This window comes from Delftia sp. WY8, assembly GCF_018437695.1.
Lineage (GTDB): Bacteria > Pseudomonadota > Gammaproteobacteria > Burkholderiales > Burkholderiaceae_C > Comamonas > Comamonas tsuruhatensis.
This window is the reverse complement of record NZ_CP049795.1, coordinates 4450225-4472151: the sequence shown is the minus strand read 5'-3', so window position 1 is coordinate 4472151 and position 21927 is coordinate 4450225. Positions and strand designations below refer to the sequence as shown.

The 21927-nt window shown below is 69.1% G+C and carries 18 protein-coding genes; 11 read left to right on the top strand and 7 right to left on the bottom strand.

The annotated features are described in order from the left end of the window. The first annotated feature begins 164 nt into the window (after window positions 1–164). The 3 genes from G4D77_RS20570 to dsbG all read left to right on the top strand — a co-directional run bounded on the left by G4D77_RS20570 (window position 165) and on the right by dsbG (window position 4050). A complete protein-coding gene (locus G4D77_RS20570) occupies window positions 165–1928 on the top strand; it encodes a methyl-accepting chemotaxis protein (protein WP_154833457.1) in 1764 nt (587 codons plus the stop codon). Window positions 1929–1946: 18 nt separating this feature from the next. Then, the gene (locus G4D77_RS20565; RefSeq protein ID WP_154833455.1) at window positions 1947–3080 is read left to right on the top strand and encodes a FecR family protein; all 1134 of its coding nucleotides are present in this window, start codon (window positions 1947–1949) and stop codon (window positions 3078–3080) included. A 367-nt stretch (window positions 3081–3447) separates the two neighbouring features. Continuing rightward, window positions 3448–4050 carry a thiol:disulfide interchange protein DsbG gene (dsbG, locus tag G4D77_RS20560; RefSeq protein ID WP_154833453.1) on the top strand — a complete coding sequence of 201 codons (603 nt, stop codon included), beginning with the start codon at window positions 3448–3450 and terminating at the stop codon, window positions 4048–4050. Here the strand turns inward: dsbG and G4D77_RS20555 are convergent. From G4D77_RS20555 to G4D77_RS20545, 3 genes are read right to left on the bottom strand one after another with little or no spacing between them, the layout of a single operon-like run. Next, a complete protein-coding gene (locus G4D77_RS20555) occupies window positions 3996–5504 on the bottom strand; it encodes an efflux transporter outer membrane subunit (protein ID WP_154833451.1) in 1509 nt (502 codons plus the stop codon). The genes dsbG and G4D77_RS20555 overlap by 55 nt on opposite strands. A 5-nt stretch (window positions 5505–5509) precedes the next feature. After that, the gene (locus tag G4D77_RS20550) at window positions 5510–8659 is read right to left on the bottom strand and encodes a multidrug efflux RND transporter permease subunit (protein ID WP_154833449.1); all 3150 of its coding nucleotides are present in this window, start codon (window positions 8657–8659) and stop codon (window positions 5510–5512) included. A gap of 26 nt (window positions 8660–8685) precedes the next feature. Continuing rightward, window positions 8686–9915 carry an efflux RND transporter periplasmic adaptor subunit gene (locus tag G4D77_RS20545; protein WP_154833447.1) on the bottom strand — a complete coding sequence of 410 codons (1230 nt, stop codon included), beginning with the start codon at window positions 9913–9915 and terminating at the stop codon, window positions 8686–8688. 137 nt (window positions 9916–10052) lie between these two features. Between G4D77_RS20545 and G4D77_RS20540 the strand changes: the two genes are divergently transcribed. Then, window positions 10053–10619, top strand: a complete 567-nt coding sequence (locus tag G4D77_RS20540; protein ID WP_154833445.1) for a TetR/AcrR family transcriptional regulator — start codon at window positions 10053–10055, stop codon at window positions 10617–10619. A 142-nt stretch (window positions 10620–10761) separates the two neighbouring features. Then, window positions 10762–11676, top strand: a complete 915-nt coding sequence (locus G4D77_RS20535) for a LysR family transcriptional regulator (protein WP_154833443.1) — start codon at window positions 10762–10764, stop codon at window positions 11674–11676. Here G4D77_RS20535 and acnD read toward each other — a convergent pair. Genes acnD through G4D77_RS20520 form a run of 3 tightly spaced genes read right to left on the bottom strand, consistent with a single transcriptional unit; the run spans window position 11664 to window position 15934 of the window. After that, window positions 11664–14291: a Fe/S-dependent 2-methylisocitrate dehydratase AcnD gene (gene acnD / locus G4D77_RS20530; protein WP_154833441.1), complete on the bottom strand. Its 2628-nt coding sequence runs from the start codon at window positions 14289–14291 to the stop codon at window positions 11664–11666. The two genes, G4D77_RS20535 and acnD, sit on opposite strands and share 13 nt — an antisense overlap. A gap of 60 nt (window positions 14292–14351) precedes the next feature. Continuing rightward, entirely contained in the window at window positions 14352–15539 is a 1188-nt protein-coding gene (prpC, locus tag G4D77_RS20525) for a bifunctional 2-methylcitrate synthase/citrate synthase (RefSeq protein ID WP_016448407.1), read from the bottom strand. Further along, window positions 15536–15934, bottom strand: coding sequence for an acyl-CoA thioesterase (locus tag G4D77_RS20520; RefSeq protein WP_154833439.1), 399 nt, complete (start codon window positions 15932–15934; stop codon window positions 15536–15538). The genes prpC and G4D77_RS20520 overlap by 4 nt, the downstream gene beginning before the upstream one ends. Before the next feature lie 117 nt (window positions 15935–16051). On the opposite strand from G4D77_RS20520, the gene G4D77_RS20515 reads away from it, so the two are divergent. Next, window positions 16052–17464, top strand: coding sequence for a short-chain fatty acyl-CoA regulator family protein (locus tag G4D77_RS20515; RefSeq protein WP_017407105.1), 1413 nt, complete (start codon window positions 16052–16054; stop codon window positions 17462–17464). Between the two features lie 25 nt (window positions 17465–17489). On the opposite strand, the gene G4D77_RS20510 is transcribed toward G4D77_RS20515, so the two are convergent. Beyond that, window positions 17490–18455, bottom strand: a complete 966-nt coding sequence (locus G4D77_RS20510) for a ferritin-like domain-containing protein (RefSeq protein ID WP_016448410.1) — start codon at window positions 18453–18455, stop codon at window positions 17490–17492. Between the two features lie 307 nt (window positions 18456–18762). Between G4D77_RS20510 and G4D77_RS20505 the strand changes: the two genes are divergently transcribed. The 5 genes from G4D77_RS20505 to G4D77_RS20485 are packed head-to-tail and all read left to right on the top strand — an operon-like array spanning window position 18763 to window position 21926. Further along, window positions 18763–19086, top strand: a complete 324-nt coding sequence (locus tag G4D77_RS20505; protein ID WP_154833437.1) for a hypothetical protein — start codon at window positions 18763–18765, stop codon at window positions 19084–19086. After that, window positions 19087–19302 carry a hypothetical protein gene (locus tag G4D77_RS20500; RefSeq protein ID WP_227740897.1) on the top strand — a complete coding sequence of 72 codons (216 nt, stop codon included), beginning with the start codon at window positions 19087–19089 and terminating at the stop codon, window positions 19300–19302. A 35-nt stretch (window positions 19303–19337) separates the two neighbouring features. Next, window positions 19338–19571 carry a hypothetical protein gene (locus tag G4D77_RS20495; protein WP_016448412.1) on the top strand — a complete coding sequence of 78 codons (234 nt, stop codon included), beginning with the start codon at window positions 19338–19340 and terminating at the stop codon, window positions 19569–19571. Between the two features lie 7 nt (window positions 19572–19578). After that, the gene (gene otsB, locus G4D77_RS20490; protein ID WP_154833435.1) at window positions 19579–20397 is read left to right on the top strand and encodes a trehalose-phosphatase; all 819 of its coding nucleotides are present in this window, start codon (window positions 19579–19581) and stop codon (window positions 20395–20397) included. Then, a complete protein-coding gene (locus G4D77_RS20485) occupies window positions 20394–21926 on the top strand; it encodes an alpha,alpha-trehalose-phosphate synthase (UDP-forming) (RefSeq protein ID WP_154833433.1) in 1533 nt (510 codons plus the stop codon). Before otsB ends, G4D77_RS20485 begins: the two co-directional genes overlap by 4 nt. Window position 21927 lies beyond the last annotated feature (1 nt).

Below are 21927 nucleotides of genomic sequence, written 5' to 3'. Positions count from 1 at the left end.
TTGATCCTGCCTGCACGGGAAGCGCAGCGGCGACGCTGAACCGATGCCTCGTCTGAATTTGTCACTTCTCATGGAAATTTAACAATTTTCAAAGGGCTTTTATCAAATTAATCACTTATTCTTTGATAAAAACTGATACTTGCACCATCTACCTGGAAAGCGCCATGAATCTCCGCACCTGGACCGTCAAGACCAAGCTCTACGCCGCCTTCACCGCCCTGGCTCTGCTGGTCGCGCTGGTTTCCGTATCCGCTCTGCAGGCGCTGGACGATGCCAACCGCAACCTGACCCGGTTCGTCGATGGCGTGAACGCCCGTGCCCAACTGGCCGAACAGGTGCGCGCAGCCGTGGACAGCCGTGCCATCGCGGCGCGCAACCTGGTGCTGGTGAACACGCCAGCCGACCTGGACATGGAAAAATCGGCGGTGTACGCCGCCCATGCCGAGGTCAAGACCCGGCTGGACCAGCTCAAGGCCCTGGTGGCCGCGCCCGGGGTGGGTGAGGAGGCACGCGCCCTGGTCGCCCGCATCGACCAGATAGAGCAGCGCTACGGCCCGGTGGCGCTGGACATCGTCGCGCTGGCGCTGCGCCAGCAACGGGACGAGGCCATTGCCAAGATGAACAGCGAGTGCCGGCCGCTGCTGGCCCAGCTGATCGCGGCCACCGACGAGTACAGCCGGCTCACGCGCCAGCACGCCCAGGACATGGTGGAGCAGGCCACGCAGTCCTATGTGCAGCAACGCAACATGCAGATCGGCATGAGCGCGGTCGCCTTCGTGCTGGCCCTGCTCATGGGCCGGCTGATCGCACGCGGCCTGACACGCGCGCTGGGCGCCGAGCCGGCCCAGCTCGGTGAAGTCGCCCGCCAGATAGCCGACGGCAACCTCGACCCCGGACTGCTGCGCAGCGAAGCGCCCGCCGGCAGCGTGCAGGCCTCGCTCAACGCCATGCACCAGAGCCTGGCCAGCGTGGTCAGCGACGTGCGCAACAACGCCGACAGCGTGGCCGTGGCCAGCGAGCAGATCGCCAAGGGCAATGCCGACCTGAGCCGCCGCACCGAGCAGCAGGCCAGCGCGCTGCAGCAGACGGCGGCCTCCATGGATGAGCTGTCCTCCACCGTGCAGCAGAACGCGGACAACGCGCGCCAGGTCAACCAGCTCGCGCTCGGCGCCAGCCAGGTGGCGGTCAAGGGCGGCACCGTGGTGCAGGAAGTCGTCGGCGCCATGCAGGACATCCATGCCAGCTCGCGCCAGATCGGCGACATCGTGGGCGTGATCGACTCCATCGCCTTCCAGACCAACATCCTCGCCCTCAATGCCGCCGTCGAAGCCGCTCGCGCCGGTGAACAGGGCAAGGGCTTTGCCGTGGTGGCCGCCGAGGTCCGCACCCTGGCCCAGCGCAGCGCGCAGGCCGCCCGCGAGATCAAGCAGCTCATCACTGACAGCGCCACCCGCGTCAGCCAGGGCACGGAGCTGGCCGACCTGGCCGGCGCCACCATGGCCGAGGTGCTGCAATCCATACAGCGCGTGACCGACCTCATGGGCGAGATCAGCAATGCCAGCGACGAGCAAAGCGCCGGTGTGGCCCAGGTCGGACAGGCCATGAGCCAGATGGACCAGGTCACGCAGCAAAACGCCTCGCTGGTGGAAGAAAGCGCGGCGGCGGCCTCCAGCCTCAAGTCCCAGGCCCAGCGCCTGGTGCAGGCCGTGGCCATCTTCCGCCTGGGCGACCAGGGTGGCGCGGCGCAGCAGCCGCGTTTGCAGGCGCCGCTGCCGGCGTCCGTGCCCACGCGCGCGGCCACGGCATCTGCGCTGGCGCCGGCCAGGCCGGCACCGGCACGACCCGCAGCTGGCGCGCGCCCTGCAAGCCCTGCACGCCTGGCTGCGGCCAAGCCGTCCGCCGAATCGCAGGACTGGACCAGCTTCTGAAGCCGGCAAGCCGCACGCATGCGCCGCCACCGCTCCTGCACCGCGCCCCTGGACAAGGCTGCGCAGGTGCGCGAACTGGAAGAGTTCTTCCGCGGGCAAAACCCCATCGACCTCGCTGCGGCCGACTGGCACACGCGCATGGAGCAAGGCCTGACCGCCGAGGAAGAAGCCGAATTCACCGAATGGCTGGCGGCCAGCACGGCGCACGAGGCCGCCTTGCGCCACCTGGGCCAGAGCCTGGCGGCAGCGCGGTCCATTCCCCCCGAACAGGTGGCGCGCCTGCGCGCGGAGCAGGCACGCCGGCGCTCGCAGTCGGCGCCTCACGCACGCCCGGAACCGGCCTCGCAGCGCCCGTCCTCCGAAGAGCGCCAAGGCTGGAGCTGGTCCCGCCTGCTGCCGCGACCTGCCCTGGCGGCCCTGTGCTGCACGGTGGCCCTTGCCCTGGTCCTGGCCGTGGGCGTGGGCTGGCACCAGTGGCAGCAGCAGCCCACCTTCACCAGCAGCCACCTGACCCCACGCGGCCAGGCCAGGACCATCACCTTGCCGGATGGCACCGCACTGTCCCTGGATGCCGATACCCAGGCGCAGGTAACTCTGTACCGCGACCGGCGCGAGGTGCGCATCACGCAAGGGCAGATCCTGTTCGCCGTGGCACCCGACAGCGCCAGGCCCTTTCATGTGCTGGCCGGCCCGGCGCGCGTCACCGTGGGCGGCACGCGGTTTTCCGTGCGCTATCGCGCCACGGGCATGGAGGCGGGCAGCGCCAAGGTGGCCGTGCAGGAGGGCCATGTGCGCGTGGCCGGTGCGCAAGGCGCGGCAACGCCTGCCGACCTGGTCGCTGGCCAGGCCCTGAGCGTGTCGCCTGCAGGCGTGCTCGGTCCGGTGTCGGCTGTGGCGCCCGGCAGCATTGCGCTGTGGCGCAAGGGACTGATCCGCTTCGAGAACACGCCCCTGGCCGACGCCCTGGTGGAACTGGAGCGCTACGGGCCGACCGGCCTGGTGGTGCACGACCCGGCCGTGGCGGCTCTGCGCATTGGCGGCACCTACCAGGCCAGCCGCCCCGCCGAGTTCGCACGCATGCTGGCCCAGATCCTGTCCGTCACTCTGGTGGCCGGGCCCGATGGCCAGACCGAGATTGCCGCTGCGCCCTGAGCACGGAGGCGGGACCGGCCCCCGCTTTCAAGACTGCCTGCCGCGCCGGGCGCAAGCCCTCCTCCACCCTGCCCCGCTCGCCCTGGCTGTCTGCAATGACGACTGCCCAGCGCCGATGCGCAGCATCTGCAAGGGTGTCAATGACAATCGGCGGCGTGCGAAGCCCATGGGCTGCAACGCGGCGGAAACGGCGCGTGGTCGGTCGGCCGTCGTGTGCGAGATTGCCGCAAGCGATTTCCTGGACCGATGGAACGCGGCGGATGCACTCCGACTCACACCGTCCGCCGCTGTGGCCACAGCACCAGGCGTTGCACGCTTGCCGCGCAGCGCTGCACCCTCATTCATCCAACCGTTCCAAGGAGTTCCCATGCATCTTCAACGCACCGTCCTTTTTGCAGGCATGGCTGCCAGCCTCTTTCTGGCGGCGGGATGGGCCACGGCCGCAGAAGGCCCTGTCACGGCCCAGACCCCCCAGGCCAAGGCCCAGGCCGCCAAGCCGGCGGGCGACACCGTGCAGGCGCAGCTGGAGACCTCCACCTGGGTGCCCGACGGCAAGGCCGATGCGCCGCGCGTGATCTATACCTTCACCGACCCCAACTGCAAGTACTGCCACAAGTTCTGGGAGGCCGCACGCCCCTGGGTGGACGCAGGCAAGGTGCAGCTGCGCCACATCCTGGTGGGCGTGATCCGGGACGACAGCCCGGCCAAGGCCGCCGCCATCCTGCAGGCCCCGGACCGCGCGGCCGCACTGATGGAGCACGAGAAGAAGTCCGCCCAGGGCGGCATAGCGCCCGCCTTCAGCGTCAGCCCCGACGTGCGCAAGACGCTGGAGGCCCACCGCAAGCTGATGATGTCCCTGGGCTTCCGTGGCACGCCGGGCATCGTGGTGATCGACAGCCAGGGCGGCACCAAGAGCTATGGCGGCATGCCGCGCGATGCCGCCTTGCCGGAGGTGTTCGGGGCGCTGTGAGGCGGCGGCGCCGTCCAGCTGCCGCCCAGCACGCGGAACAGCTGGGCCAGCGCCAGCTGCCGCTGGGTCACGGTATCGATGTAGGCGCTTTCATTGGCGAAGGCGTTGCGCTGTGCGTCCAGGTAGCGCAGATGGTCGTCCACCCCCGCCTGGTAACGGGCCTGCGCCAGCCGCAGGCTTTCGCGGCTGCTGTCGCGCAGCGCCAGGCGCGCGGCTTCCTCGCGGCGCAGCGTGTCGGTGGCGGCCAGGGCGTCGGCCACTTCGCGGAAGGCGGTCTGGATGGCCTGCTCGTAGGCTGCCACGGCCATGTCCTTGCGCAGCACGGCCAGGTCGAGGTTGGCGCGGTTGCGCCCCCCGTCGAAGAGGGGCAGCGTGACCTGGGGAGTGAACGACCAGGCGCGCTGGCCCGAGCGGAACAGGTCGGACAGATCGGCGCTGGAAGATCCCAGGAAGCCGGTGAGCGAGATGCGCGGGAAGAAGGCCGCGCGCGCCGCACCAATGTCCGCGCTGCGCGCGCGCAGCCGGTGCTCGGCCGCCTGGATGTCGGGCCGGTGGATGAGCAGTTCGGAAGGCGTGCCGGCCGACAGGTCCTGCAGCAGCAGGGGTACGTCGGACGACTTTGCCGACTGTGCAGACCCTGCGGACTGTGCGGACTGTGCAGACAGGTACGGCGCCAGATCCTCCACGCCCGTCAGCAGCAGCAGGGCGTTGCCGGCCTGGCGCAGCTCGCGTTCGCTGCGCTCCACGTCGGCGCGGGCCTGGGCGGCCAGGCCCAGGGCGTCCTGGTGGTCCAGGGCCGTGGCCGTGCCCGCCTGGCGCCGCTGCACGGTCAGGCGCAGCGAGGATTCACGGCTTTGCAGCGTGCGCTGCGCCAGTTGCAGCCGGCGCAGGGTCCCGTCGCGGGACAGGTAGGCCTGCACCACTTCGGCACCCAGGCTGATGCGGGCGGCGCGCGCGGCCTCTTCGGTGGCCAGGTACTCGCCCAGGGCGGCTTCGGACAGGTTGCGCACGCGGCCGAACAGGTCCAGCTCGAAGGCGGCCAGCCCCAGGCCGGCCTGCCAGCTGCCCTGCACCTGCGGCTGGCCCGTGGCATTCATGTCGCCCGGCAGGCGCTGGCGCGTGCCGCCGCCCTGCAGGCCCACGCCCGGCAGCCGGTCGGCGCGCTGCACCTGGTACAGGGCGCGTGCCGCCTCCACGTTGAGCAGGGTCTGGCGCAGATCGCGGTTGTGGGCCTGGGCCAGGTCCACCAGCTGGCGCAGCTGGCGGTCGGCGATGAAGCTGTTCCAGTCCAGCGTGGCCGCCGACGAGGACAGCACGGGTGCGGAATCCTGTTGCGGCCAGTGCGCGGGAATGGGCGCCTGCGGACGCTGGTGGACCGGGGCGAGGGAGCAGCCGGCCAGCACCAGGCTGGCGGCCAGCGCACACAGGGCGCGTGGGAAGAAGTGCATGGACATGGCGCTTACTCGATGGGGGTTGCCGGGGCCTGCAGGGCAGGCGGGGTGCCGGCCGGCGCCTTGCGCCGGAACAGGGACAGCACCCAGACGAAGAAGACGGGAACGAAGACCACCCCCAGCAGCGTGGCCGACAGCATGCCGCCGATCACGCCGAAGCCGATGGCGGCCTGGCTGGACGCGCCCGCGCCCGAGGCCAGCGCCAGCGGCACCACGCCCAGGATGAAGGCCAGCGAGGTCATGACGATGGGCCGAAAGCGCAGCCGCGCCGCCTGCAGCGCGGCCTGCGCCAGGCTGTGCCCCTGGGCATGCAGGTCCCTGGCGAACTCCACGATCAGGATGGCGTTCTTGGCCGCCAGGCCGATGATGGTGATCAGGCCCACCTTGAAGTACACGTCGTTGGACAGGCCCACGGCCGAGGTGGCCAGCACCGATCCCAGCGCGCCTATGGGCACGATCAGCATCACGGCGGCGGGAATGCTCCAGCTCTCGTACAGGGCCACCAGCAGCAGGAACACCACCACGATGGCCAGCGCGAACAGCTTGGGCGCCTGGGCACCGGCGGCTTTCTCCTGGAAGGACAGGGCCGTCCACTCGTAGCCTATGCCGCGCGGCATCTCGGCCATGATGCGTTCCAGCTCGGCCATGGCCTCGCCCGTGGTGTGGCCGGGCCTGGCATCGCCCGAGATGCGGAAGGCCGGATAGCCGTTGTAGCGCGAGATCTGCACCGGCCCGCTTTCCCAGCGCACCGTGGCAAAGGCCGACAGCGGCACCTGCTGCCCGCCGGCGTTGGGCACGTGCAGGCGCAGGATGTCCTCGGGCCGCGCGCGGGCCTGGGCATCGGCCTGCACCACCACGCGCTGCAGGCGGCCCGCGTTGGGGAACTCGTTGATCACGGCCGAGCCGTAGGCGGTGGACAGGGCCGTGTTGATGGCGCTGAAATCCACGCCCTGGGCCTGCGCCTTGCGCCGGTCGATGTCCAGCCGCAGCTGGGGCGCATCCTCCAGGTTTTCCATCATGGCGTAGGCAATGATGGGCGAGGCATTGGCCTTGGCCAGCAGCTGGTCGCGCGCGGCGATCAGGGCCTCGCGGCCCAGGTTGGCGCGGTCCTGCAGGCGCAGCGCAAAGCCGCCGGAGTTGCCCAGGCCGTCGATGGGCGGCGGGTCCACGGCCATGACGGTGCCGTCGGACAGGCTGGCAAAGCGCTGGTTGAAGGCCTGCACCTCGTCCCAGGACGCCTGCCCGGCGCCGCGCACCGACCAGTCCTTGAGCGTGACGAAGGCCAGGGCCGCGTTCTGCCCCATGCCCGAGAAGCTGTAGCCCATCAGGAACTCGGCCTGGGCCGTGGCGGGGCGGCCCTGGATGTAGTCCTCCATGTCCTTGACCATGGCCTTGGTGCGCTCCGTGGTGGCGCCCGGCGGCAGCTGCACGCCGACGATGTAGTAGCCCATGTCCTCGTAGGGCACGAAGGATTCGGGCATGCGCGTGTACGCCACGCCCAGCCCGGCCACGATGGCGGCATACACCAGCATGCAGCGCCCGGCGCGGCGCACCAGCCGCTGGTTGAGAAGGTCGAAGCGCTCGGTCAGCGCCGCGAAGCGGCGGTTGAACCAGCCGAAGAAGCCCTTGCGCTCGGCGTGGTGGCCCTTGGCAACGGGCTTGAGCAGCGTGGCGCACAGCGCCGGCGTGAAGGTCAGTGCCAGCAGGCCCGAGAACAGGATGGACACGGCCAGCGACAGCGAGAACTGCCGGTAGATCACGCCCACCGAGCCGCTCATGAAGGCCAGCGGCAGGAACACCGCCACCAGCACCAGGGTGATACCGACGATGGCGCCCGAGACCTGCTGCATGGCCTTGACCGTGGCGGCCAGCGGCGACAGCCCCTCCTCGGCCATGAGGCGCTCCACGTTCTCCACCACCACGATGGCGTCGTCCACCAGGATGCCGATGGCCAGCACCATGCCGAACATGGTCATCATGTTCACCGAAAAGCCCAGCGCATACATCACGCCCAGGGTGCCGGCCAGGCAGACGGGCACGACGATGGTGGGAATCAGCGTGTAGCGCAGGTTCTGCAGGAACAGCCACATCACCAGGAACACCAGCGCCACGGCCTCCACCAGGGTCTGGATGACCTTGCCGATGGCCACTTCCACAAAGCGCGAGGTGTCATAGGGCACGGCGTACTGGATGCCGGCAGGGAAGTTCTGCGACAGCTCGGCCAGGCGCGCCTTGACGGCCTTGGCCGTCTGCATGGCGTTGGCCCCGGGCGCCAGCTGCACGGCGGCGGCCACGCCCTGGCGGCCGTCCTCGCGCGAGGAAAAGCTGTAGTCCAGCTGGCCGACCTCCAGCCGCGCCACATCGGCCAAGCGCACGGCCGAGCCATCGGCCCTGGCACGCAGCACGATCTGGCCGAACTCCTCGGGCGAGGCCAGCGTGCCCTTGACGGCAATGGTGGCGCTCAGCTCCTGGCCGGGCCCTGCGGGCGAGGCGCCAAAGCTGCCGGCCGGCACCTGCGCGTTCTGGGCGGCGATGGCCGCGTTCACGTCCGCCACCGACAGGCCGTAGCCCAGCAGCTTGTTCGGATCGACCCAGACGCGCATGGCCACATCGGCGGCGAAGAACTGCACCTTGCCCACGCCAGGCACGCGCCGGATCTCGTTGTTGATGTTGCGCACGGCGTAGTCGGACAGGGCCACCTCGCTGTTGCTGCCGCTGCCGTCCTTGTAGGTCAGCGAGTAGATCATCAGGAAGTTGGCGCTGGCCTGCTCGACCTGCAGGCCCATCTGCATCACGGACGCGGGCAGGCGCGCCTCGGCCTTCTTGATGCGGTTTTGCACCTCCACCTGGGCCAGCGCGGGCTCGGTGCCCGGGGCGAAGGTGGCCGTGATCTCGGCCAGGCCCGTGGAGCCGCTGGAGGAGTCGAAGTACAGCAGCCCCTTGGTGCCGTTGAGCTCCTCCTCGATGACGCTGGTCACCGACTCCATCACCGTGGTGGCGGAGGCGCCCGGATAGTTGGCGGTGATCGAGATCTGCGGCGGCGCCACGTTGGGAAACTGGGAGACGGGCAGCGCCGGTATGGCCAGCAGCCCGGCGAGCATGATGAAGATGGCCACCACCCAGGCGAAGTTGGGGCAGTTGATGAAGAACTTGGACATGGTCTATTCCTTGGGCAGGCGCCGGCTCAGTCGCTGGACGTGGCGGAGCTGCCGGAGGCGCTGAAGGTGCCGGACAGCCCCGCCGTAGGGGAGGCCGCGGCATCGGAAAGGGCCGTGACCTGAACCCGCGCCCCGGGCTGCAGGCCCGCCATGCGGCCCACCACCACGCGCTCGCCGGCCTTGAGGCCTGCGCTGATCTGCCACTGCGCGCCATGCATGGCCGCGGTCTGCACGGGGCGCATCTGCAGCGTGTCCTGGCCGTCCACCACCAGCACGTGGGCCTGCCCGTCGGTGCTTCGCTGCACGGCCCGCTGCGGCACCAGGATGGCGGCAGGGTCCACGCCCTGGCCCACGGTCACGCGCACATACATGCCGGGCAGCAGCATGCCGTCGCGGTTGTCGAAGCGCCCGCGCAGCGCCATCTGGCCCGTGCCGCGGTCCACCGTCACATCCGAGAACAGCAGTTGCCCCGTGCGCTGCAGGCCCGTGCCGTCCACCTTCAGGGAGACCGGCGTGCCGTCCTTGCCCGCCGTCTGTGCCAGGCGGCCCTCGGCCAGGGCCGCGCGCAGGCGCTGGGCTTCGGCCACGGGCTGCTGGAAGTCGGCATAGACCGGGTCGAGCTGCTGGACCAGCGCCATGGGCGTGGCCTCGCCCTGGCCCACCAGGGCGCCCTCGGTGACCAGCGCACGGCCGATGCGGCCCGCGATAGGCGCCCTGACCGTGGCGTATTCCAGGTTCAGGGCGGCCGCCTGCACCTCGGCCTGGGCGGACTGCCGCGCGGCCTGGGCCGCCTGCAGGCGGGCCTGCATGGCTTCGAAGTCCTGGCGGCTGACTGCCTCCTGCGCCACCAGCGGCGCGTTGCGGCCGACCACGGCACGCGCTTCGATCAGGGCCGCCTCGGCGCTGGCCAGCTGGCCCTGGGCGCGGGACAGGGCGGCGCGCAGGGGCGCCGGGTCGATCTGGAACAGCACCTGGCCGGCCCGGACGTCGGCGCCTTCCTCGAAATGGCGGCGCAGCACGATGCCGGCCACCCGCGCACGTACCTCGGCCACGCGCACGGGCTCGATACGGCCCGGCAGCTCGCTGGACAGGGCCAGCGGCGTGGGCTGCACGGTGACGGCCTGCACCACGGGCAACGCGTCACCCGCTGCGGCCGGAGCCTCGTTGCGGCCGCAGCCCGCTGCCAGGGCGGCCAGGGCGGCCAGCACCAGGGCCGCCAGCGGCAGGCCACGTCGCTTGTTCAGACGCATGCTCATGTTCACAACCTGATTGAGTTCGATACGAAGGCCGCGATGGTACACATCAGACTCAAATGAGTCAACATCGATTCATTTGATTCTTTAAAACATCAACAGATAAAATCTATGCACTTTCCAAGGAGGCATGACAAGCGATGACGAGCACCAAGCAAGAGGACGAAGGCAAGCTGCTGGGCGCACTGGCACTGGCGCTGCTGGACGATCCCAAGGCCAATCTGCAGGAGCTGGCACGCGCCATCGGCATCAGCAAGGCCACGCTCTACCGCTTCTGCCCCACGCGCGACCAGCTCATCGACCGGCTCATAGGGCATGCGGCCGACACGCTGTCACGCGCCATGCGCGCGGCCGAGCTGGAGCGCCACGCGCCGCTGGAGGCGCTGCGCCGCCTCACCGCCCACTGCCAGGACCACCAGACGCTGCTGCTGTTTCTGATGTATTTCTGGCGCTCCGACATCTCGGTGGTCGGCCAGATAGAGAGCGAATGGGTGGCAGCCATGGATGCCTTTTTCCTGCGCGGCCAGCAGGCCGGCGTGTTCCGCATCGACATCACGGCCGCGGCGATGACCGAGCTGTGGCTTTCCATGGCCGTGGGCCTGCTGGATGCGGAGCGGCGCGGCCGTGTTGCGCGGGCCAGCGTGGCGGCCGTGATGGAGCAGTCCTTCCTGCACGGCGCCCTGCAGCCCGGCGCACCGGCTGCGTAGCACGCCGGGCGCCGATGGGAAACCGAGGTGATGAATGATGGTCATGCACTGCTTTCAATCGATGAAGGCAGCCATGGAATGGATTCGCATCAATGAACTAAAATTTTTCTAGTTCAAAAATCCATGAATTTTTCTCACCAAAATGTTGGAACGCACCCACCTCGCCATCGTCCGTGAAGTCGAAAAACAGGGCTCGCTGACGGCGGCGGCCGGCGTGCTGTGCGTGACGCAGTCGGCGCTGAGCCACAGCATGAAGAAGCTGGAGCAGCAGCTGGGCACGGACATCTGGCTGCGCGAAGGCCGCAGCCTGCGCCTGACGCAGGCCGGCCAGTACCTGCTGGCCGTGGCCCAGCGCGTGCTGCCCCAGCTGGACCTGGCCGAGGAGCGGCTGCGCCAGTTCGCCCAGGGCGAGCGCGGCGCGCTGCGCATCGGCATGGAGTGCCATCCCTGCTACCAGTGGCTGCTCAAGATCGTCGCGCCCTATCTGGCGAGCTGGCCCGATGTGGATGTGGATGTGAAGCAGAAATTCCAGTTCGGCGGCATCGGCGCCCTGTTCGGCTACGAGATCGACCTGCTGGTCACGCCCGATCCGCTGTTCAAGGCGGGCCTGGAGTTCGTGCCCGTGTTCGACTACGAGCAGGTGCTGGTGGTCTCCAGCGCGCATGCGCTGGCAGGGGCCGATTTCGTGGAGGCCGCCCAGCTCGCGCCCGAGGTGCTGATCACCTATCCCGTTCCCATGGACCGGCTGGACATCTACAACCAGTTCCTCATGCCGGCAGGCATCACGCCGCGCCGCCAGAAGGCCATAGAGACCACGGACATCATGATGCAGATGGTGGCCAGCGGCCGGGGCGTGGCGGCCCTGCCGCGCTGGCTGGTGCAGGAGTACGCGGGCAAGCTGGACGTGGTTCCCGTGCGCCTGGGCGCCCAGGGCATTGCCAAGCAGATCTTCCTGGGCGCGCGCGTGGCGGACCTGCAGACCGACTATCTGCAGGCCTTCATCGAGCTGGCGCGCCAGCCGCTGGCCGCTGGCGCCCCCCCTGCTCAGGCTGCCTGAGCCTGCGCCAGGAAGTCCTGCGCAAACCGCTGCAGCACCCCGCCGGCCTCGTACACCGATACCTCCTCGGCCGTGTCCAGCCGGCAGGTCACGGGCACGCGCAGCGTCTGGCCGTTTCTGCGCTCGACCACCAGCGTGAGTTGGGTGCCCGGCGTGCGCTCGCCTTCCACGCCATAGACCTCCGTGCCGTCCAGGGCCAGGGTCTTGCGGTCGGTGCCCGGCAGGAACTGCAGCGGCAGCACGCCCATGCCGATGAGGTTGGTGCGGTGGATGCGCTCGAAGCCTTCGGCCACCACGGCCTCCACGCCCGCCAGGCGCACGCCCTTGGCGGCCCAGTCGCGGCTGGAGCCCTGGCCGTAGTCGGCGCCCGCGATGATGATCAGCGGCTGGCGGCGGTTCAGGTAGGTTTCCATGGCCTCCCACATGCGCACCACGCGGCCTTCGGGCTCGATGCGCGCCAGCGAGCCCTTGTGCTGCACGCCGTCGATGACGGCCATCTCGTTGACCAGCTGCGGGTTGGCGAAGGTGGCCCGCATGGCGGTGAGGTGGTCGCCGCGGTGGGTGGCGTAGGAGTTGAAGTCTTCCTCGGGCAGGCCCATGCGCGCCAGGTATTCGCCCGCCGCGCTGTCGGCCAGGATGGCGTTGGAGGGCGACAGGTGGTCGGTGGTGATGTTGTCGGGCAGCAGCGCCAGCGGCCGCATGTTGCGCAGCGTGCGCGGGAAGGCCGCCAGCGCGCCCACGCCTTCGGTATCCCAGTAGGGCGGGCGGCGGATGTAGGTGGACTGGGGGCGCCAGTCGTACTGGGGCGAGGCTTTGTCTCCATCGTCCTTGCGGATGGCGAACATGGGTTCGTAAACGGCGCGGAATTGCTCGGGGCGCACGGCCTGGGCAACGATGGCGTCGATCTCCTCGTCGGCGGGCCACAGGTCCTTGAGGCGGATCTCGCGGCCGTCCACCACGCCCAGCACGTCCTGCTCGATATCGAAGCGGATGGTGCCCGCCAGCGCATAGGCCACGACCAGCGGCGGCGAGGCCAGGAAGGCCTGTTTGGCATACGGATGGATGCGCCCGTCGAAGTTGCGGTTGCCCGAGAGCACGGCCGTGGCGTAGAGGTCGCGCTCGACGATTTCCTGCTGGATCCTGGGGTCCAGCGCGCCGCTCATGCCGTTGCAGGTGGTGCAGGCAAAGGCGACGATGCCAAAGCCCAGCTGCTGCAGCTCGGTGAGCAGCCCGGCCTCCTTCAGGTACAGCTCCACGGCCTTGGAGCCCGGCGCCAGCGAGGACTTGACCCAGGGCTTGCGCGTGAGACCCAGGCGATTGGCATTGCGCGCCAGCAGCGCCGCGGCGATGACGTTGCGCGGGTTGCTGGTGTTGGTGCAGCTGGTGATGGCCGCGATGATGACGGCCCCATCGGGCATCAGGCCCTGGCGCTCCTGGGCGCGGGCGGCCTGCAGTTTTGCCGCATCGGCAATGCCGCGCTCGGCCAGGGCCGAGGTGGGCAGGCGCCGGTGCGGATTCGAGGGACCGGCCATGTTGCGCACCACGGTGGACAGGTCGAACTGCAGCACGCGCTCGTACTGGGCATCGGCCAGGCTGTCGCTCCAGAAACCTGCGGTGCGCGCATAGGCCTCGACCAGGCGCACCTGGGCCTCGTCGCGGCCGGTCAGGCGCAGGTAGGCCAGGGTCTGGTCGTCAATGGAGAACATGGCCGCCGTGGCGCCGTATTCGGGGCACATGTTGGAGATGGTGGCGCGGTCGCCGATGCTCAGGCTGTCGGCGCCCTCGCCAAAGAATTCCACATAGGCGCCGACGACTTTTTTCTGGCGCAGGAATTCGGTCAGGGCCAGCACGATGTCGGTGGCGGTGATGCCGCCCTGGCGCCGGCCCGTGAGGCGCACGCCCACGATCTCGGGCATGCGCATCCAGGAGGCGCGGCCCAGCATGACGTTCTCGGCCTCAAGGCCGCCCACGCCCACGGCGATCACGCCCAGGGCATCGACATGGGGCGTGTGCGAGTCGGTGCCGACACAGGTGTCCGGGAAGGCCAGGCCATCCTGTACGGTCACCACGGGGGACATCTTCTCCAGATTGATCTGGTGCATGATCCCGTTCCCTGCAGGGATCACATCCACGTTGGCGAAGGCTTTTTTTGTCCACTCGATGAAGTGGAAGCGGTCCTCGTTGCGGCGGTCCTCGATGGCGCGGTTCTTCACGAAGGCATCGGGATCGAAGCCGCCGCACTCCACGGCCAGCGAGTGGTCCACGATGAGCTGCACGGGCACGACGGGGTTGACCTGGGCCGGGTCGCCGCCTTCGGCCGCAATGGCGTCGCGCAGGCCGGCCAGGTCCACCAGAGCGGTCTGGCCCAGGATGTCGTGGCAGACCACGCGCACGGGGTACCAGGGAAAGTCGATGTCGCGCCGGCGCTCGATGAGCTGCAGCAGGTAGCCGTCCAGCTGCGCGGGATCGGCGCGGCGCACGAGGTTCTCGGCGTGGACGCGGGCGGTGTAGGGCAGGCGTGCCCAGGCGCCGGGCGAGAGCGCATCGACGGCGGCGCGCGCATCGATGTAGTGCACCGTGGTGCCGGGCAGGGGTTTCTTGTGGTCGTTGTTCATGGGGCGGATGCAATGCGGGCAGGCCTGCAGCCCGCCCGCCAGGTTCAGGACAGCGGCGGCTCAGGCGCGCGCATCGAGGGGCACGAACTTCTGGTCATCCGGCCCCGTGTAGTTGGCGCTGGGGCGGATGATCTTGTTGTCCTGGCGCTGCTCGATCACGTGCGCGGCCCAGCCGCTGGTGCGCGCGATCACGAACAGCGGCGTGAACATGGCCGTGGGCACGCCCATCATGTGGTAGCTGACGGCGCTGAACCAGTCCAGGTTGGGGAACATCTTCTTGACCTCCCACATCACCGATTCCAGCCGGTCGGCAATGTCGTACATGCGGGTGGTTCCGGCCTCGTCGGACAGGCGCTTGGCCACGCCCTTGATGACCACGTTGCGCGGGTCGCTGACGGTGTAGACCGGGTGGCCGAAGCCGATCACCACTTCCTTGGCATCGACGCGGCGGCGGATGTCGGCCTCGGCCTCGTCGGGCGTGTCGTAGCGCTTCTGGATCTCGAAGGCCACCTCGTTGGCGCCGCCATGCTTGGGCCCGCGCAGCGCGCCGATGGCGCCCGCGATGGAGGAATACATATCGCTGCCCGTGCCCGCGATCACGCGCGCCGTGAAGGTGGAGGCGTTGAACTCATGCTCTGCATAGAGGTTGAGCGAGGTGTGCATGGCGCGCACCCAGCCTTCGGACGGCCGGTGGCCGTGCAGCAGATGCAGGAAGTGGCCGCCGATGGAGTCGTCATCGGTCTCCACCTCGATGCGCCGGCCCGAATTGCTCCAGTGGTACCAGTACAGCAGCATGGAGCCCAGGCTGGCCATGAGCCGGTCGGCAATGTCGCGGGCACCCGCCAGGTTGTGGTCGTCCTTTTCGGGCAGCACGCAGCCCAGGGCCGAGACGCCGGTGCGCATCACGTCCATCGGATGGGCGCCGGCAGGCAGCTGCTCCAGCGCCTGCCTGACGCTGGCCGGCAGGCCGCGCAGCGCCTGCAATTTGGTCTTGTAGGCCTGCAGCTCGGGGCGCGTGGGCAGCTTGCCGTGCACCAGCAGATGGGCGATTTCCTCGAACTCGCAGACCTCGGCAATGTCCAGGATGTCGTAGCCGCGATAGTGCAGGTCGTTGCCCGAGCGGCCCACGGTGCACAGCGCGGTGTTGCCGGCGGTCACGCCCGACAGCGCGACGGATTTCTTGGGCTTGAATGCGGACGCAGATGGCGCTGTTGACGCAGATGGCGCGTCGATGGTCGTGGTACTCATGAAAGGGTCTCCTGGTTCAGATAGGAATGGGCAATGGCGGCAGGAAGGCCGTTGTGGTCGACAGCCACCATCTCGAACAGGCCCTTGAGCACGTCCTCGCAGGCAATGCCCGGCGCCTGGGCCGACGCGGTGACGCAGACCGTCATGGAGCTGCGCCCCACGCGGCTGACCCAGCCGCGCAGGACGATCTCGTGGCCCACGGGCACGGGTGCCAGGAAGTCCACGCCGGTGACGGCGGCCATCACGATCTCGCGCTGTGCCAGGCTGCGCGCAGCGAGAAAGGCCGCCTTGGCCATGAGCTGCAGGCCCTGGCCCGCGAACAGCGTGCCGTGGTGGTTGGCCAGCGCGGGCAATACCAGTTCATGCAGCTCGGCGGTTCCGGTGGGTGTTGTCATGTTTCGCAATTTACGCAAAATAGCGCCCCTGCCATAGTGCTGAAAAGGCGAATTCTTGCGAAACGAAGTCCGCGAATTTGCAAATTCTGCGAATAACAGCCACCCGAGGAAACAGCCATGAAGAAGACGTTCATGGGCGTCAAGCTGCGCAAACTGCGCGCGGAGCACGGCCTGTCCCAGATCGCCCTGGCCCACGCGCTGGGCCTGTCGCCCAGCTACCTGAACCAGCTGGAGCAGAACCAGCGGCCGCTGACGGTGTCGGTGCTGCTCAAGCTCAACCGCGCGCTGGGCGTCGATATCCAGCAGTTCTCGGAGGACGAGGAAGCGCGCCTGGTCGCCGGCCTGCGCGAGGCCCTTGCCGAGGCGCCCGAATCCATTGCCCTGCCCGAGCTGCAGGAAGTCGCCGCGCAGATGCCCGCCCTGGGACGTGCGGTGATGGCGCTGCACCGCCGCCATCTGGAAGCCCTGGAGCGCATCGAGAGCATGTCGCTCAGGCTGGGCGATGACCGCTCGGACATGCCGGTGGCGCGCACCATGCCGTTCGAGGCCGTGCGCGATTTCTTCTTTGCGCACCAGAACTACTTCGATGAAGTGGACCGCGCGGCCCAGGCTCTGGCCGGCGAGGCGCGTGCGGACCCGGGCCATCTGGCGGACTGGCTGGTCCGGCGGCTGCAGCAGCGCCACGGCGTGCAGGTGCATCGCCTGGAAGACTCCCGGCAAAGCCAGCGCCGGTTCGACCCGGCCACGCGCTCGCTGTGGCTGTCCTCGGCGCTGGAGCCTGCGCAACAGGCCTTCCAGCTGGGCACGCAGTTGGCCTTGCTGGAGATGGGCGACACGCTGGACCGGCTGATCGCCACCGCCGCCTTCCAGGGCGACCCGGCCTCAAGCAAGCTCGCCCGCGTGGGCCTTGCCAACTACTTTGCGGGCGCGCTGTTGCTGCCCTACGACCTGTTCCTGGAATCGGCCGAGCAGCTGCGCTATGACATCGACCTGCTGGGCCAGCGCTTTGGCGTGGGCTTTGAAACCGTCTGCCACCGGCTGAGCACGCTGCAGCGGCCCGGCGCGCCCGGCGTGCCCTTCTTCTTTGTGCGCGTGGACCGCGCGGGCAATATCTCCAAGCGCCAGTCGGCCACGCATTTCCACTTCAGCCGCACCGGCGGCACCTGCCCGCTGTGGACGGTGTACGAGGCCTTCGGCCAGCCCGACCAGGTGCTGCGCCAGCTCGCCAGCATGCCCGACGGGCGGCGCTACCTGTGGATTGCACGCTCGGTCTCGCATGGTCAGCGGGGCTATGGTTCGCCGCGCAAGACCTTCTCCATCGGCCTGGGCTGCGACATACGCCATGCCTCGCGCCTGGTCTATGCCAAGGGGCTGGACCTGGGCGATCCGGAATCGGCCACGCCCATCGGCATGGGCTGCAAGGTCTGCGAGCGCGACCAGTGCACGCAGCGCGCCTTTCCCTATGTGGGAAAGGCGCTGCATGTGGATGAGAACGCCAGCCGCTTTGCGCCGTACGGCGTAGGCGGCTAGCAACCCCCAGGCATCCTGTGCCAGGTCAGGAGGCCGCGCGCATGCGGTCGCGCAGATCGCGCACTTCGTCGTGGTTGCGCTGCGCGCCCTGGGCCTGGCGCTCCACCATCACGCGGATGGCCGGAGGCAGCGGCTGCTTGAGCGCCTTGCGGTACTGGGCCACGGCGGAATCCTCGCCGCGCTCGCACTCCTCCAGCACGGCCTTGTCGTCCTGCGAGGTCAGCGCCGTCTTCACCGACACCCAGCCCCGGTGCAGCGCGCCGGCCACCGTGCCGCCCGATGCGGGCTCGCGGCCCAGCTTGCGGATCTCGGCCTCCAGCTCCAGCGCGGCGGCGCCGCACTCGGCGCTGTGGCGCAGGAACAGGGTCTTGAGGTCCGGCGAGTCGGCGTTCTCGGCCGAGGTGCGAAAGCCGTACTCGCCATCGCGGCAGGATTCGAGCAGGTCGTTGAGCACGTCGGCCACATCGTCGTTGTCGATGTCGCCGGTGTAGGCCGGTGCCACGATGGTCCCCGTGTCATCACGGACATCGCGAACGCCTGCGCGCTCCCAGGCTGCGCGCGCTGCGGGCCGGGCCTGATCCCAGTCCAGATGGCTGGCGCCACGGCGCGTGGTCCATTCGCGCTCCCATTCGGCGTCGAAGGCATCGAAATCGGCATCGCGGCGCGCGGCGGCCGCGTTCCAGCCCAGCTCGTAGGCGGGGCGGTATTCCTCGTAGCTGCGGCCTGCCACGTAGTAGGGCTCGTTCTGGTAGGCGTCGCGCCAGTAGGCGTCCTCGACCGTGGGATTGACGGCTTCGGCCGCGCCCTTGCCGGCCAGCCCGCCGACCACGGCACCGGCCACACCGCCCACGGCAGCACCGATGGGGCCGCCCATTGCGCCGAATGCAGCGCCGGTCACGGCACCGCCTGCAGCGCCTATGCCGGTGCCCACGGGATGTGCGCCGGGCGCGTCGGACAGCGGGTCACGGTTTGCGGGATTCGATTGCGTCATGGAATGTGCTCCTTGGCAGTTGAAAGTGATGTCTATCGTGATCGCCGTGGCGCGCCGCCGGCGTGCGCGCTTGCGGCCATGTGCCGTAGGAACGCGGCGACCGGGCCTTGCGGACATCGCGCCAGTGGCCTGTGGCCATTTTTCGCACCCCGGCACAGGGCAATCGGCGTGCCTGAGAACGGCGTTCATGCGCGAGGCATCTTTTCGTTCCTGCGCTTTCGGCGTGGTCCCACGGCGGCTGCGAAAGGGCCAAGAGACCATGGCCCAAGCGCCGCCTGCGCAGGCCCGCGAATGAAAGGAAGACGCCATGAAAGACAAGACCCCATCCGCATCCAAGTCCTCTGCACCCACACAGGCGAAGCCGTCGGGCGATGGCCAGACCAAGATGCCGGGACAGGTCGGCAAGGCGCCCCATGCGCCCGGTGAATCCGATGCATCCGACGCATCCGAACAGGGCCTGCGCCTTCCGCACGAGCGCGACCAGAGCCTGGACGCTACCAGCGATGCGCCCGATCCGGTGATGCGCCAGGCCCATGACGACCTCGCCTCCGGCCAGGTCGATACCGACATGCGCCAGACGCCGGGCCTGGATGCCGAACGGCGCAAGAAGATGGTGCGCAAGCAGCCTTGATTGCACCTGAAGCTTGCACCTGAAGCGCAACGAGCTGCTGGCAGCCAACAAGATCGCCAGCAACCGCATGACCGGCATCGAAGGGCTCTGGACGGGGAGCAGCTGCAGCAAGGGGCGGCCTTCCACGTCAATCTGGCCGCCCGCGCGCACGAAAGCGGAGCCTGCAAGGAATGCCACTCCATCGACAAAGACGACCCGGCACGGCCCTGCAACTGAGGTGCCCGCGCTTTACTCCATACAGGAGCAACCCCATGCCCGACATTCCCGACTGGCTCCAGTGGCCTGCCTTTCTGGCCTCCATCGCCGGCGCCTGGTGTGTGGGCTCGCGTTCTGCGCAAAGGCGCAACCTGGGCTTCTGGGTCCTGATGCTCAGCAATGCGCTGTGGGCGCTGTGGGGCTGGTCCACGGCGGCCTGGGCGCTGGTGAGCCTGCAGTTCTGCCTGGCCATCACCAACATCCGCGGCTCCATCAAGGCCGAGCGGTGAGCAGGCCATGGCAGCAGACGCTTTCCTGATGTCGATCCACGAAACCGGCAACCCATACCCTGGCGCCTCCATGGAAACACCCCCATCCCCCACCTGCAGATCCGCCCTGTTCCTCGACTTCGACGGCACGCTCGTGCCGCTGGCCGAGACCCCGGACGCCATTGCGCCAGACCCCGTCCTGATCCCCATGCTGGCCAGGCTGCAGGGTCTGTTGGGCGGTGCGCTGGCCATCGTCACGGGTCGGCAGGTCGAGATGCTGGACCACTTTCTGGCGCCGCTGCATCTGCCCGCCGCCTGCGAGCACGGCCTGCAGCGGCGGGATGCCGCAGGCCGCCTGCACATGCAGGCATCGGCCATGCCAGAGACCGTGCTGCAGATGTGCAATGCCTTGGCGGCCGATCATCCGCGCCTGCTGGTGGAGCGCAAGCGCTCCTCGGTCGCACTGCACTACCGGCGTGCGCCAGAGCTGGCGGCGCTGTGCCTGGACATGTTGGGCCGCGCCCTGCGACACCAGCCCGGGCTGGAGTTGCTGCACGGCAAATGCGTGCTGGAGGTCAGGCCCGCAGGCGTGGACAAAGGCCACGCCATTGCGGCCTTCCTGCGCGAAGCGCCGTTCGCCGGCCGCACCCCGGTGTTTGCCGGTGACGATGTCACGGACGAGAGCGGCTTTGCCGTGGTGCAGGCGCACGGCGGCATGGCGATCAAGGTGGGCGAAGGCGCAACCAGGGCCCGCCACCGGCTGGGCAGCCCGCAGGCCGCGCATGCCTGGCTGAAGTCCGCATGCATGCACCTGGCTGCGCAGACCTGCGCGGAGGTGCTGCCATGAGCCGGCTGGTGGTGATCTCCAACCGCGTGGCCGATCCGCGCAGGGCCGCGGCCGCGGCCGGGGGCCTTGCCGTGGCCATGGGCGATGCGCTGCGGCAGACGGGCGGCCTGTGGTTCGGCTGGAGCGGCGCCGTCACCGACGACGGTGCCCAGGCCGCGCCGGCCGGCCATGTGCACCGCACCCAGGCAGGCAACGTCACGCTGGCCACGGTGGACCTGGACCGCGCGGACCATGACAGCTACTACGCGGGCTACAGCAACGGCGTGCTGTGGCCCGTCTTTCACGGACGGCTGGACCTGGCGAGCTTCGACACGGGCCATGCGGCCGGCTACCGCCGCGTGAACCAGCTGCTTGCGCGCAGGCTGCTGCCCCTGCTGGCGCAGGACGACATCCTCTGGGTGCATGACTACCACCTGATCCCGCTGGCGGCCGAGCTGCGCGCCCTGGGCTGCCGCCAGCGCATCGGCTTTTTCCTGCACATCCCATTGCCCCCGCCGACCCTGCTGGCGGCCATTCCCGAGCATGCATGGCTGATGCGCTGCCTGTTTGCCTACGACCTTGTGGGCCTGCAGACCCGCCAGGACGTGCAGCATTTCGAGCGCTATGTCTGCGACGAGGCCGGGGGCCAGTCGCTGGGCGATGGCGCCTTGCGTGCCCATGGGCAGCGCCTGGTGTGCCGCGCCTTCCCCATCGGCATCGATGTGGAGGGCTTCGCGGCGCTGGCCCTGTCCGGCGCATCGCAGGACATGCATGCGCGCATGAAGCACGAGTACGCACAGCGTCGCCTGCTGCTGGGCATAGACCGGCTGGACTACTCCAAGGGCCTGCCGCAGCGCCTGCGTGCCTTTCGGGAGCTGCTGGCCCGCCATCCCGAGCAGCGCCGGCGCGCCACGCTGATCCAGATCGGCTCGCCCACGCGCGAGGGCCTGGACGCGTATGCCGACATACGGCGGGAGCTTGAATCGCTGTGCGGCGCCGTCAACGGCGACTACGGCGAGCTGGACTGGATGCCCGTGCGCTACATCCACCAGACCCTGCCGCGCGATGGCATTCCGGGCCTGTGCCGCGCGGCGGCCGTGGGCCTGGTCACGCCGCTGCGCGACGGCATGAACCTCGTGGCCAAGGAATATGTGGCGGCGCAGGACCCGGCCGACCCGGGCGTGCTGGTGCTGTCGCGGTTTGCCGGCGCGGCCGAGCAGCTGCAGGAGGCGCTGCTGGTCAATCCCTACGACGTGCACGGCACGGCCGCCGTGGTGCAGCAGGCCCTGCAGATGCCCCTGCAGGAAAGGCGCCAGCGGCACCAGCGGCTGCTGCAGCGCATCGCCGAGCAGGACGTGCACTGGTGGCGCAAGGCCTTTCTGTCTGCCTTGAAAGAGGCCAGGCCGCTGGAGCACAGGGAAAGGGAAGCCTTCGGCATCCCCGTTCCCTCGATCAGGCAGGAGCAGGCACCGCTGCGCCTGGAGCTGGCCGCCTGCCCTGCCGACGGCGTGGAACGGGACGCCTGCCGGTCGGTGGTCTCCGACAGGTAAT

What these genes read in the sequence shown, in the direction of transcription:
- G4D77_RS20545 (WP_154833447.1), bottom strand. Translation starts at nt 9,915, where the DNA reads ATGAGCATGCGTCTGAACAAGCGACGTGGCCTGCCGCTGGCGGCCCTG.
- G4D77_RS20540 (WP_154833445.1), top strand. Translation starts at nt 10,053, where the DNA reads ATGACGAGCACCAAGCAAGAGGACGAAGGCAAGCTGCTGGGCGCACTG.
- G4D77_RS20485 (WP_154833433.1), top strand. Translation starts at nt 20,394, where the DNA reads ATGAGCCGGCTGGTGGTGATCTCCAACCGCGTGGCCGATCCGCGCAGG.
- G4D77_RS20555 (WP_154833451.1), bottom strand. Translation starts at nt 5,504, where the DNA reads ATGTCCATGCACTTCTTCCCACGCGCCCTGTGTGCGCTGGCCGCCAGC.
- acnD (WP_154833441.1), bottom strand. Translation starts at nt 14,291, where the DNA reads ATGAACAACGACCACAAGAAACCCCTGCCCGGCACCACGGTGCACTAC.
- G4D77_RS20565 (WP_154833455.1), top strand. Translation starts at nt 1,947, where the DNA reads ATGCGCCGCCACCGCTCCTGCACCGCGCCCCTGGACAAGGCTGCGCAG.
- dsbG (WP_154833453.1), top strand. Translation starts at nt 3,448, where the DNA reads ATGCATCTTCAACGCACCGTCCTTTTTGCAGGCATGGCTGCCAGCCTC.
- G4D77_RS20505 (WP_154833437.1), top strand. Translation starts at nt 18,763, where the DNA reads ATGAAAGACAAGACCCCATCCGCATCCAAGTCCTCTGCACCCACACAG.
- G4D77_RS20510 (WP_016448410.1), bottom strand. Translation starts at nt 18,455, where the DNA reads ATGACGCAATCGAATCCCGCAAACCGTGACCCGCTGTCCGACGCGCCC.
- G4D77_RS20570 (WP_154833457.1), top strand. Translation starts at nt 165, where the DNA reads ATGAATCTCCGCACCTGGACCGTCAAGACCAAGCTCTACGCCGCCTTC.
- otsB (WP_154833435.1), top strand. Translation starts at nt 19,579, where the DNA reads ATGGCAGCAGACGCTTTCCTGATGTCGATCCACGAAACCGGCAACCCA.
- G4D77_RS20515 (WP_017407105.1), top strand. Translation starts at nt 16,052, where the DNA reads ATGAAGAAGACGTTCATGGGCGTCAAGCTGCGCAAACTGCGCGCGGAG.
- G4D77_RS20550 (WP_154833449.1), bottom strand. Translation starts at nt 8,659, where the DNA reads ATGTCCAAGTTCTTCATCAACTGCCCCAACTTCGCCTGGGTGGTGGCC.
- prpC (WP_016448407.1), bottom strand. Translation starts at nt 15,539, where the DNA reads ATGAGTACCACGACCATCGACGCGCCATCTGCGTCAACAGCGCCATCT.
- G4D77_RS20535 (WP_154833443.1), top strand. Translation starts at nt 10,762, where the DNA reads ATGTTGGAACGCACCCACCTCGCCATCGTCCGTGAAGTCGAAAAACAG.
- G4D77_RS20495 (WP_016448412.1), top strand. Translation starts at nt 19,338, where the DNA reads ATGCCCGACATTCCCGACTGGCTCCAGTGGCCTGCCTTTCTGGCCTCC.
- G4D77_RS20520 (WP_154833439.1), bottom strand. Translation starts at nt 15,934, where the DNA reads ATGACAACACCCACCGGAACCGCCGAGCTGCATGAACTGGTATTGCCC.